The 13405-nt window shown below is 41.1% G+C and carries 4 protein-coding genes; 2 read left to right on the plus strand and 2 right to left on the minus strand.

All coding sequences use genetic code 11. From position 1 onward, the window contains the following. The first annotated feature begins 268 nt into the window (after window positions 1-268). Together AAG807_RS12390 and AAG807_RS12395 are read left to right on the plus strand one after the other, a co-directional pair. A complete protein-coding gene (locus tag AAG807_RS12390; protein ID WP_341904297.1) occupies window positions 269-4963 on the plus strand; it encodes a gliding motility-associated C-terminal domain-containing protein in 4695 nt (1564 codons plus the stop codon). Window positions 4964-5184: 221 nt separating this feature from the next. Continuing rightward, the gene (locus AAG807_RS12395; RefSeq protein WP_341904299.1) at window positions 5185-9891 is read left to right on the plus strand and encodes a gliding motility-associated C-terminal domain-containing protein; all 4707 of its coding nucleotides are present in this window, start codon (window positions 5185-5187) and stop codon (window positions 9889-9891) included. 362 nt (window positions 9892-10253) lie between these two features. On the opposite strand, the gene AAG807_RS12400 is transcribed toward AAG807_RS12395, so the two are convergent. Next, a complete protein-coding gene (locus AAG807_RS12400) occupies window positions 10254-10526 on the minus strand; it encodes a hypothetical protein (protein ID WP_341904301.1) in 273 nt (90 codons plus the stop codon). Window positions 10527-10551: 25 nt separating this feature from the next. After that, window positions 10552-13368 (minus strand): carbamoyl-phosphate synthase large subunit, encoded by a 2817-nt coding sequence (gene carB, locus AAG807_RS12405; RefSeq protein WP_341904303.1) that lies wholly within the window; start codon window positions 13366-13368, stop codon window positions 10552-10554. Window positions 13369-13405: the final 37 nt, after the last annotated feature.

The following is a 13405-nucleotide window of genomic DNA, read 5'->3' on the forward strand; positions in this document are numbered from 1 at the left end:
TTTGCAAAGATACATTACTATGTGTGCATTCTGTTTTTAATTTATGGTTTTTAACCAATTTTCACGTTAACTGTCTATTAACATATCAAATAACAACCGTGAATTAGAATCTTCACAAAATCGACGGATCTAATTGTTGTTTTTTTTAGAGTACCCAAAATTTCAGTATTTAAAGGGCTTTTTATTGTTCGTTTGTATTTATCCGACATCTCATTCCCGGGAAATTTTACAACCTTTCGATCAGGCCGACATCTAAAGAAAAAAACGAATGAAACCTCTTCTGATCCTATTTCTTCTTTCCACCATTCCTTTATTGGGTTTTTCCCAACAATGGGGAAACTGTACTATCTCGCAGTTTACAAACGAAGCAAACGATGTTGAAATCAATAGCAATCAGGAATCCTATACTGCCGGATATATAACTGGCGAAACGGCCTTTGACCCATCCACACTTGTTCCTTACGCTCAGGGAAATGGTGACATTTACGTTGCCAAATACAGTCCTACCGGTTCATTGATCTGGCAAAAAACATTTGGAGGAAGTTATTCTGACAGAGCTATCGACCTGGCAATCGGGACCGATCAAAACATTCTGGTTACCGGTCAGTTTTTCGGAACCGTAAATTTTGGAAGCATCACTCTTACCTCATCTGCGAACTCAAAAGATATTTTCATTCTGAAACTGGATCCGGCAGGAAACGTTTTGTGGGCAAGGAAAGAAGGAGGTAATAGTGCTGAAAACGCCTACGGAATTACAGTGGATCATCAAAACAATGTCATTCTAACAGGACAATTCCAAGGTTCAGTAACGATTGGAACGAATAACTTCAGCAGTGCAATCGACCCGAATACCAATCAGCCGTCCTTTGACTTTTTCGTATCCAAATACGATTCAAACGGAAACCCGCTTTGGTCCTTGAATGGTTCAGCAGAATATGAAGATCGTGGTTTGGCAGTTGCAGTTGATAATCAGAATAACATTTTCTTTACGGGACAATTCTCTAAAACCCTGACCTTTGCTTCGACTAGTTATCCCAACCTGGGTTATAATATCGGGTTCTTATGCAAATTGAATCCCGCAGGTCAGCTTCAATTCTTCAATCAATTGAAAGCCGGAATGACCAATCCTTACGATTTGGAACTAAACAGTGATGATGAAGTGGTTGTTACGGGAGATTTTCTGGGAAGCCTGAATTACTATGATGCAACCGGAACACATTCCATACAAAACAGTTTCGACAAGCATATTTTCATTCTCAAGACTGCAAATAATGGAAACTATCAATGGAATTATACTTTAGGTTCTGAAAATGACATTTCCGCGCGATCGGTTTCGATGGATCCTCACAAGGATATTTTCGTGACAGGCTATTTCAAATGTGATTTGTCGCAAATTCAGGATACGGCCGGAGCCACATTCAATTCGGTTGGTTTCAAGGATGGTTACCTGCTTAAAGTCACTAATAGTGGTCAACACGAATACATCAAACATTTCGGAGGAAAAATGGACGATGAGGGTCATGGTGTTGCTATTCGTCAAAATGACAAACCCCATATCTGTGGAAGTTTTACGAAGGATTTGAATTTTGCATACAATCCTAGCTCACCTGTTACCAATATGGTATCCGACCATTCCTTAATTGCATATACATCCGAAACGACCCACTCTTATTTACAAGGTGATTCAACCAGAAATTCCTTTTTGGTTGATTATGTGAATCAGAATTACCAAACGTTGAACTACTATTATGTAAATACCACCGATTCATTAATTGGTTACATTGTTTCCTCTTCACCTCATTTCCTACCACCTGATACAACGCACTTTTGTGAATATGATGGTTTGACTTATGCGACTCTTACCTGGGATCATTTCGGGCCGAGTTATTCCTTTCTTTGGAATATGGGTTCTACTTATCAATCAATTGGTATTACGACTACCGGTGATTATTCGGTAACTGTTCAAAGAGACGATGCCTGTTCATTTGATATCGATTCCATTTATGCTATTTCAGAGCCAATTCCTCTCCTACCGAACTTAACGGACAATTATGGAATAAACCTGAACCAACCTGCTCCTTACAACAATTATCATTTCTGTTTCCCGGATAGTTTAACGATAAACTATTCGAATTTGCAAGCAGGAACTACTTTAACGACTTATGAACCGAATGGGAATGTACTGAATGGAGTTGGACCGTTCACTATTCATGATGGTGGAGATTATAACGTTGTGGTGACGAATCAATATTGTCAAGACAATGCTGGTTTCACTATTTTGTATGATGAACCGATTCCTTTTGACACCCTTCAACTGGATATTATCATGAACACTCCTGTGCCTACTGGCGACTCCATTACAGTCTGTCTGGGAGATGAAGTTTGTTTTGAAGGAATTGATTTAATCACCAACCCTCAAAGTGACTGGAATATTGAATTGCCTCACCCGATACATACTGCAAATTGGACAATATCAGGTTTGAACTACAGCAATTTGCCTAAACTAAAAACCTGCTTTGCCCCTCAAGTAAGCGGTTGGTACAATGTGGAACTGGATCTGATTATCGGGTATGAAAACCTGTGTGGATTGGATACTGTTCATTATTATAAGACCAAACCTTTTTACATTCATGTAAATCCGGTTCCTGTTTGGTCCGGAACTATTTCGGGCTCCAATTTGCTTTGCGAGAATGGATCGGTTTTCATTCATGTATCAAATCCGAATTCAAGTTTTGCTTGGAACGGTCCCGGTATAATTTGGAATAATGGAAACGATAGTATTGAGGTAAATGCTACAGGTTATTATACCTATTCAGGAACATTGGTCGATTCTTCAACAGGATGCCATGCTGAATTTTACCTCTCCCATTTAGTCAATCCCAAAACTGCTCCGGCAATTTTATCCATCCCGGCAGATGGTATCATTTGTCCTTACGATTCGGTTCTAATGTATGTACCAACGACCTATGTTTCTTACCAATGGATTGGACCTGAAGGCGACAGTCTGTCCACAACGAATCAATGTTATGGCGAAGATCTGGGATTCTATTACTGTCATGTATTGGATAATGATGGGTGTTATTTAACGAGTCCTCCATATGAATTACGCGAATACACCACACCAAGTATCACCATCATGCCGGATGAGTTCTTATGTCCAGGGGAAACAGTTACCATACAAGTAGCATATACCGGAACTCCCCTCTTTAACTGGAATCCAATCAGTTCTACTCAAGATCATATTACGGTAAATGCTCCCGGAGTTTATTCCGTGCAAATTACCCAATGCGGAATCACTATTACTGACAGTATTGAAATCATTGACGGTTCCTTCGCTGCAAGCATCAGTGTTTCGGATTCAACTTTATGTTACCAGGATACTGTCGTCATTACCGGAACTCCATCAAACCTCAATTACGAATGGAACGACGGTCAAGTCACCAATGGATATCATCCTGTTTCTGATGCTGGAACTTATTTTGCCCAAGTAACCAATGAATTCGGATGCATGGTCCAAACGAATTCCGTTTCAATCGGGATGGTTCCTGAATCTACTCCACCAAGCATTCAATCGCAGACAGTCTGTGCGGGATCAAATGTCGTATTCACAATTAATTCTCCCTATACACTGGGTTGGTATTCTTCCACAGACACAACATTAATTACGACCGGAAATCAATTTTCGCTCAACAACATCCTGAACGACACTTCTTTCGTTGTTGCATTCCAAACCAATGAATGTCCGCCTGCATACGGATCCGTATCCGTTGAACTGGTTGATAGTTTAGGGAATTATGAAATTATAGGTGATTCGACGCTTTGTCAAAATCAAGACGGTGAGTTTTCTGTTAATACGACAACCGAAACGATTTCCTGGCATCAGGGAGGAACCAATCTGGGAAGTTCCAATCCAATAAGCATTCCGTTCAGTTTACTGAGTTCAAATCCTCAATTTTCTGTTCAGATTTCAAATCAATGTTATTCGACCACTCTTTTTGACAGTGTTTCCATACTTCCAATAACACCTATCGAATTAGCTAATGACAGCATCACGCTTTGTTACTATGACACGGAACTTGCGGAACTTATCACACCAAATATCGATTCCATTATCTGGAATTCGAATCTCGGAACTGTTTCAAGTGATGTATTGCTTTTAAATGGTGCAAACAATTACGGTTTGGTATCCGTTTCCGGACAGGATCAATTCGGATGTTCAACCGATGTTGCCCAACTGGTCGTTATCACTTCTAATTTCAATGCCTCTATTGATTTGAATTTCACCAATTATTGCCTGGGAGATTCCGGAACAATTAGTGTCAATACCAATGCGGATAGTATTCTTTGGACCACTCCGATTGGTAGTTCGCATGCTGACACAATCAGTTTTGTAGTCGATACTCTGCACGCAGGAACCTACTCTATCGAATATTGGGATGCGCTTGGTTGCCACTACGAAGATTCGGTGATTATTCCAGTCTATCAGTATCCTAATTTGAGCATCTTACCCGATTCCATCTTTTGCTTGAATGATGTGTATACCTTCTACTTTCCGAATGATACAAACACCTATGAATGGACTGCTTATGGAAATAACACCAACATTCCTATCCTATTCGATCAAGAACTGATTTTGACTGCAACTAGTCCTCATGGCTGTCTTTCATCGGACACTTTAGTGGTACATACCGTAAATTGTGATGATCTTTTACCGAATATCATTACACCGAATGGCGATGGAGTGAACGACTATTTCATTATTGATGACGCATATTCTCAACAGAAAAATCAGCTCATTATTTTCAATAGATGGGGAAACAAGATGTTTGAAGCAAGTCCTTATCGAAACGACTGGAATGGTGAACACATTTCTGATGGCGTTTATTTCTATTTGTATTATCCGGAGGGATCCGATACGCCTTCCAATTACAAGCAAGGTTTCTTACATATTATTGGCAAATAAACAACTGATTGTTAGCATAAACCGATTTCGTCAGAAAGTTCTCTTCCAAGCTGAACGAACTTTTCTGGTAATTGCATCGTCTATCTATTGTAACAACTGGTTTATAAGATAGAATTATCCGCAATTACACAAGAATGGAGGGATTTGTTAACTTTCAATGACATTCTTGGTTTGCACGGATTATAGCTCTAACTTGGAACTAGTATCTGACAAACCCATTGATGAAACTACTTGTGAGTATAATCTGCTGTTCACTGTTTCTCTCCAATTCCTGGGGACAAACCTGGGGCGCCAGCACTTTTAGCCAAACAACAAACGAAGCGGCTGATATCGAATTGAACAATTTGAATGAGTCTTATGTTGCCGGATATTTTTCGGGACAAACATCGTTCAGTCCTTCCAGTTCCTTTTCTGGCACGCAAGGAAATACGGATGCATATATTGCCAAATACTCCTCAACCGGTTCGGTTATCTGGATCAAACAATTCGGAGGATTATCGGCTGACCGGGCAATTGATTTAGCGGTTGGACCTGATCAAAACATCGTAGTAACCGGGCAATTCTTCGGAAGTGTGACCTTCGGAAGTACAACACTCGTATCAACAGCAAACTCCAAAGATATTTTCATCGTAAAACTGGATCCTTCAGGAAATGTGCTTTGGGCGAGAAAGGAAGGTGGAAATCTACCTGAAAATGCTTACAAATTGACAATCGACAATTTAAATAACGTCATTTTAACAGGTGAATATCAGGGTGTTGCTTCAATTGGATCAAATACATTTACCAGTACCAACGATCCGGGAACAGGTGCTCCTTCTTTTGATCTGTTCATTTCAAAATACAATTCAGGCGGAACACCTATCTGGTCATTAAGCGGTTATGCTGATTATGATGACCGTGGGCTTTCTGTGGCAGTTGATGCACAAAACAATATTTTCTTTACGGGACAATTTTCCGACACGTTGAATTTCGCTTCAAATACCTATAACAACAATGGAATGAATGTCGGATTCCTGTGTAAACTGAATCCGGCCGGACAAGTCCAATTCTTTCATTTAATGAAAGCAGGTTATACCATACCCTACGATGTTGAAGTAAATCAAAGCAACGAACCGATTGTTGTGGGGGATTTTTTAGGAAACATGCTTTATTACGATCAGAATGGCAGTAATTCTGTTCAAAATCCTTACGACAAGCAGATCTTCGTTCTAAAAACAAGTAATACAGGACAATATATCTGGGGGCATACTTTAGGTTCAACGAATGAACTTTCGGCAAGAGCTGTTTCGATTGATCCGAGCAACAACATCTATGTGACGGGGTATTTCAAGTGTGATCTATCCCAGATTCAGGACAGTACCGAAAACATCTTCAATTCTGTTGGATTCAAGGATCCTTACCTGTTGAAAGTTTCCAATGGAGGCGGTCGCATGTACATCAAACAATTCGGTAGCAAACTGGATGATGAAGGAAAAGGTGTTGCTGTTAAACAAGCGGATAAACCTTTACTCTGCGGAAGTTATACCAGAGATCTGAATTTCGTGCCTGCAGCAGCAACTATCGGAAATGATAACTTCACCTTCAATCCGTTTTACGGAATGGAACCGTATCATGTTTTTTTAGCGGGAGATCAGAGCAGGAATTCCTTTTTGACCAACCAGGTCAATGGAAATTATGCAAACTACAATTACTATGCAGTCGCGACAAACGATTCATTAATTGGATACATTGACGCAGAGCAAGCAGATCATTACGTAACTGTTATTGGCGATACGGTTCATTTCTGTACGAGCGCGAATTTGTTTTATCAAACCCTGACTTTCCAACATTTCGGACCGAGTTATACCAGTACCTGGTATGACGGTAGTCAGAATGTGATCAATACCATATCAGCCACAGGAACTTATTGGGTGCAAGAGCAAAGGGATGACCAATGTTACACAGATATCGATTCGATTTATGCGATTCAGGAACCCATTCCAAATCTTCCTTTATTGACGGATGATCATGGTGTAAATGTAAATCAGCCAGGTCCTCAGTACCACAACTATCATTTTTGTTACCCGGAAGGAGCGATCATCAATTATTCGAATCTTGATCCGGGTTCCACCGTTACAACCATTGGAAATGTGGTTTCATTCAATGGACCGGGTCCGCATTTATTAAACCAGGAATATCAATACTTTGTGCAGGTCATGAACCAATACTGCCTGAATATCGGGAGTTTCACTTTTACGCATGACCACGCAGATCCTCATGACAGTATTTCTCTTTCCATTGCCATGAATACAACTTGTCCGACAGGTGATTCCATTGAAATCTGTCAAAACATCCCGGTTGAATTCCATGGTATTGACCTTATCATCAATCCAAATTCAAACTTCTACCCTTCTGTTTATCCACCAATTGACACAGTCATTTGGATAATCGACGGAGTCACTCATATAAATTATGACACTGCATCAACCGTTTTCAATCCTTCAACAAGTGGTTGGCATACGGTTACTATCAAGGTGATCAAAGGATATGACAACCTCTGTGGATTGGACACAACGATCTACACTGCAACCCGGTTATTCTATATCCAGGTGAATCCGAATCCGACCTGGGGAACGACCATTTCAGGAGGAAACTTGCTTTGTCCCAACGAATCGACCTATTTGGTGGCATCCAATCCGCATCCGAGTCTCCAATGGTCCGGCTCGAATATACTTTGGAACAATGGTTCGGACAGTATAGAGGTCAATGCTCCCGGATGGTACAATTATACAGGAGTTATTACCGATTCGCTCACGGGCTGCAGTTCATTTATCGTGTTTAACCATTATATCAGTGTGAAAGTTGCTCCGGACATCACCTCTTCCCCTGGCGACGCGGTGATCTGTCCGTTCGATTCCTTATTAATGTCGGTACCAAATACCTTTACCGCTTATATGTGGTTCGGTCCGAATGGAGATACCTTATCCACCACTTCCCAGTGCTACACGGACCAAATCGGAAGTTATGCCTGTAATGTAACAGATGCGGACGGATGCGTTCTGACAACTCCTCCATTCGAAGTTTTTGAATACTCGACTCCTTCCCTATCTGTCTTACCAAGTGCAACCATTTGTACCAATGAACTGGTCGATATTCAAATCAGTTATTCAGGGAATGCTACTTTTCAGTGGAGTAATGGCTCTACGAGTGATCATATTTCAACCAATGTCCCCGGAATTTATGTTGTTCAGATCACCCAATGTGGTGTTACCGTTGTGGATAGTGTCCAAATTATCAATGGTTCATTTACCGCATCCATTTCTGTAAGCGATTCCATCTTGTGTTTCGGTGATACAGCAGTATTTACCGGTTCAATCATTGGTACGGCAACCGGAGCAAGTTATGAATGGACCAACGGGGATATCACAGGTAATTCATACGCTACAATTACAAGCGGGACTTATTCAGCTCTGGTGACGAATATGTACGGATGTTCTGCCCAAACAAACACCATTAACATCACCAATGTTCCGGGAAGCGCACCTCCAAGTATTGCCTCCCAAACAGTTTGTCCCGGTGACAATGTAACTCTTTCTTCTTCTTCAGGCGCCATCGTTTGGTATTCATTGGATACAACAACTCTTTTCACCGGAACAACCGTAAATCTGACCAATGTGCAACAAGATACCAGCTTCCTGATTTCATATACCATACCGAATAGTACCTGTGGAATGAGTTATTCGTTGGTTTCCGTCACTTTGGCTGTCCCTCCGGGAATACTTAGCATTTTGGGAGACTCGAACCTATGCATCAATGAAGATGGTGTGTTTCATGTCAATACGACTGATAATGTGGAGTGGTTTTCAAATGGGATTTCTTTAGGAACAGCGAATCCAATCACGATTCCATTTGCAACATTGAATGCCAACAATGTATTCTCAGTTGAGTTTTCGAATGCATGTTTCAGCGTTGTCCAATTCGATAGTGTTTCGATCATTACTCCTGCTGTATTGCAGCTTTCGGATGACACGTTGAATCTTTGCTTCTTTGATTCCGAACTTGTTTTCCTGATGAATAACAATCTGAGTTCGGTAGTTTGGACTGGTAGTTTCGGAACGATTAATGACGATGAATTGACCGTTTACGGAAACAACACCTATTCGCCAATCACGGTCACGGCTGTTGATGAATTCGGCTGTCAAACCCAATCTGCAATCGTGATTGTCAATACTTCGACCTACAATCTCACACCAAGTATCAACTTCCCGAATTATTGTCCTGGAACGAGTGGAAATCTGGTTGCAAACACGACCTCAGACAGCGTATTGTGGATCACTCCTTTTGGGAATTCAACTAACAATCCGTTATCGTTTACATTGAGTCAGCAAAACTCAGGCAATTTCTATTTGCGTACCTGGGATGAACTAGGTTGTGTTTACCTGGATACTGTTTTTGTTCCACTATCACCTGTTCCAAGTTTGGATATCTTACCGGATACCGTTTTCTGCGCCAATGATATATACACATTCTATTTCCCGAATGATGCGAACACTTATTATTGGACCACTTATGGAAACAATACGAATATTCCCATCACATTTGACCAGGAACTGATCCTGAATGTGGTTACACCGGATGGTTGTGTCGGTTCTGACACCTTGATGGTACATGCTGTCAATTGCGATGACGAACTTCCAAATATCATCACTCCGAATGGTGACGGAATCAATGATTTCTTCATTATTGATGATGCTTATTCCCAATTAGGAAATACCATTATTGTGATTAATCGTTGGGGTAACAGAATGTTCGAAGCAAGTCCTTATTTAAATGATTGGGATGGTAGCGGTGCTTCGGATGGAGTTTATTTTTATATCTATTACCCAAATGGAATAAAAGATCCAAGTTATGTGAAGCATGGATTCGTACACGTTTACGGAAAGGATTAGGCAAGAATCGTTTTTCAAATTATTTTCACGCAGAACGCTTGTGCCGCCGCTAAAGCGTTGGTGCATTATATGGATTTGCGAAGACATCTTTTTTTTACACTTGTGAGAAATTTAGTTCGTCACTTTATTGCTGGAGAGAAAGGTCGGGAAGATGAATATGGGTATGTGTTGAATTGGATTCAAGACCTGTGATGCATAGGGTAATTACTTACCACAAATGCGCAAATTAAAAGCGGGCTTACCAGTCCCGCTCTATTCCAATGATTAATCAAATATAGAAAAAGGCAATCAGCCGTGGCTGACGCCTTCATTATCTGCGCATCTGCGGGAAAAGAAAAAGGGGCGAATCCGCCCCTTTATAATCATTTTATTTCTTCGTAATCGACATCCTGAACGTCGCCTTTCGGAGTGGATTTTGAAACGGAAACCTTACCGAAGTTTTTCAACTTTTCATTTCGTTCCTTGACAAATTCCTTTTCACGAGCCAAATCAACCCGTTCCTGATCCAAATTCCGTTTAGCAATCATCACACGACCTAAGAATCGAAGCAAAACCAATGCTCCTAAGATCATCAAGACCGTTTTTAACAAACCTGATACGCTTGCCTCGACGACTTGTACGTTTGCTACTTCCATTTCAACACTCTTATTCTTTATCGCATCATTTAGATAAATGCATGTTTCTCTCAGAATAGATCTTCGTAAAGAACGGATCTTTCAAATTCTTGATGAAACGAATCGCTTCACCTGTAGATTTCATTTCAGGTCCTAATTCTTTCTTCACATCCGGGAATTTCTCATACGAGAACACCGGAATCTTGATCGCATATCCTTCTCTTTTCGGAGTGAAATTGAAATCTTTCACTTTTTTCTCTCCTAACATCACTTTCGTCGCGTAGTTCACATAAGGTTCGTCATACGCTTTAGCAATGAATGGAACTGTACGTGATGCACGAGGATTCGCCTCAATCACATAGACTTTGTCGTCTTTGATAGCAAACTGGATATTGATCAATCCAACTGTTCTCAATTCAACCGCAATTTTTTTGGTGATGTCTTCGATCTGCTGCATCACAAAATCTCCCAAGTTGTATGGAGGAAGAACTGCATACGAGTCACCTGAGTGAATCCCTGCCGGCTCGATATGTTGCATTACACCAATGATGTACACATCTTCTCCGTCGCAAATGGCATCTGCTTCCGCTTCAATTGCTCCGCCCAGGAAGTGATCCAACAAGATCTGATTGCTTCCCATTTCGTTGATGATATCCACAACGTGGTGTTCCAATTCTTCTTTGTTGATGACAATTTTCATTTTTTGACCACCCAATACATAAGAAGGACGAACCAATAATGGAAATCCAAGATCTTTGGATAACTCAATTGCCTGCTCAGCACTTTCCACAATTCCATATTTCGGGAAAGGGATATTGTTTTTCTCCAATAGTTTGGAGAAACGACCGCGGTCTTCAGCCAAATCCAGTGCATCAAAGCTTGTTCCCAGGATCTTGATCCCGAAGCGCTCCAATTTTCCTGCTAGCTTCAATGCTGTCTGTCCACCCAATTGAACGATTACACCTTCCGGTTTTTCGTGCTGAATGATATCGTAAATATGCTCCCAGAAAACAGGTTCGAAATACAACTTATCCGCTGTATCGAAATCCGTAGAAACCGTTTCCGGGTTACAGTTGATCATGATGGTCTCGTAACCGCATTCCTTAGCCGCAAGCACACCATGAACACAAGAATAATCAAATTCGATTCCCTGACCGATGCGATTCGGTCCTGAACCCAAAACAACCACCTTTTTCTTATCGCTTACGATACTTTCGTTCTCGAATTCGAATGTGGAATAGTAATAAGGAGTTTTCGCATCAAATTCAGCAGCACAAGTGTCTACCAATTTAAATACGCGTTTGATTCCCATTTCCGAACGCTTGTTGTGCACTTCCGATTCCAAACAACGCAATAAATGCGCAATCTGACGATCGGCATATCCTTTTTGTTTCGCTTCGAACATCAATTCCTTCGGCATATTCCCCAAATGGAATTTTTCGATGCGACGCTCCAATTTGATCAGGTCCTCGATCTGTTTCAGGAACCAGGTATCTATTTTTGTCTTTTCAAAAATCGTTTTGAACGGAATTCCCAATTTGATGGCATCGTAGACATGGAACAAACGGTTCCAGCTCGGATTCTCCAAAGAATGTAAGATCGCGTCCTGGTTTGTCAATTCTTTTCCGTCTGCACCCAAACCGTTTCTGTCGATTTCCAGTGACTGACATGCTTTTTGCAATGCTTCCTGGAATGAACGTCCAATTCCCATCACCTCTCCAACGGATTTCATCTGAAGTCCTAGTCTGCGGTCTGTTCCTGGAAATTTATTGAAATTCCAACGTGGTATTTTCACGATCACATAATCCAAAGTCGGCTCGAACAAAGCGGAAGTTGTTTTTGTAATCTGATTACTCAATTCATTTAAGTGGTAACCGATTGCCAATTTCGAAGCAATTTTCGCGATCGGGTAACCTGTCGCTTTCGATGCCAAGGCAGACGAACGGGATACACGTGGATTGATCTCAATTGCAATAATATCTTCATTCACATCCGGCGAAACAGCGAACTGTACGTTACATCCTCCAGCGAAATTTCCGATTGAACGCATCATTAAGATGGCCATATCGCGCATTCTTTGGAAGGTCGTATCGGAAAGTGTCATTGCCGGAGCAACTGTGATGGAGTCTCCTGTATGGATTCCCATCGGGTCGAAATTCTCAATCGAACAGATGATTACTACGTTATCATTCGAATCACGCAACAACTCCAATTCGTATTCTTTCCAGCCAAGCAAAGCTTTGTCGATCATTACTTCGTGAATCGGGGACAATTGTAGTCCACGTTCCAATAATCCGTCAAATTCTTTCGGATCATACACGATGGATGCTCCGGAACCTCCCAATGTATAAGAAGGACGGATACAAAGCGGGAATCCGAATTCCTGTGCGATCTCCTTCCCTTCCAGGAACGATTTTGCAGTTGCTTGCGGAGCCATTGGAACACCAATTTCTTGCATCAACATGCGGAATGCTTCTCTATTTTCGGTAATTTCAATTGCGGCAATATCCACACCAATGATATCCACACCATATTCTTCCCAAATTCCCATTTCATCGCATTTGATTGCAAGATTCAGGGCCGTTTGTCCTCCCATAGTAGGTAAAACCGCATCGATCTTATGATTTTTCAAAATTTCGATGATGCTTTCCGGTTCAAGAGGTTGAAGGTAAATGTTATCTGCAACGACCTTATCCGTCATGATTGTAGCCGGATTCGAATTGATCAGTGTTACTTCAATACCTTCTTCGCGAAGCGAACGAGCGGCTTGAGAACCTGCGTAATCGAATTCACATGCTTGACCAATTACGATGGGACCTGAACCGATGATTAGTACGGACTTAATGGAATTGTTTTTTGGCATTATGCGCTTTTTAAGAGTTCAATTTGTAATTAATCTT

This window comes from Fluviicola taffensis DSM 16823 (genome assembly GCF_943372375.1).
Taxonomy (GTDB): Bacteria; Bacteroidota; Bacteroidia; order Flavobacteriales_D; family Crocinitomicaceae; genus Fluviicola; species Fluviicola taffensis_A.

What these genes read in the sequence shown, in the direction of transcription:
- AAG807_RS12390 (WP_341904297.1), top strand. Translation starts at nt 269, where the DNA reads ATGAAACCTCTTCTGATCCTATTTCTTCTTTCCACCATTCCTTTATTG.
- AAG807_RS12395 (WP_341904299.1), top strand. Translation starts at nt 5,185, where the DNA reads ATGAAACTACTTGTGAGTATAATCTGCTGTTCACTGTTTCTCTCCAAT.
- AAG807_RS12400 (WP_341904301.1), bottom strand. Translation starts at nt 10,526, where the DNA reads ATGGAAGTAGCAAACGTACAAGTCGTCGAGGCAAGCGTATCAGGTTTG.
- carB (WP_341904303.1), bottom strand. Translation starts at nt 13,368, where the DNA reads ATGCCAAAAAACAATTCCATTAAGTCCGTACTAATCATCGGTTCAGGT.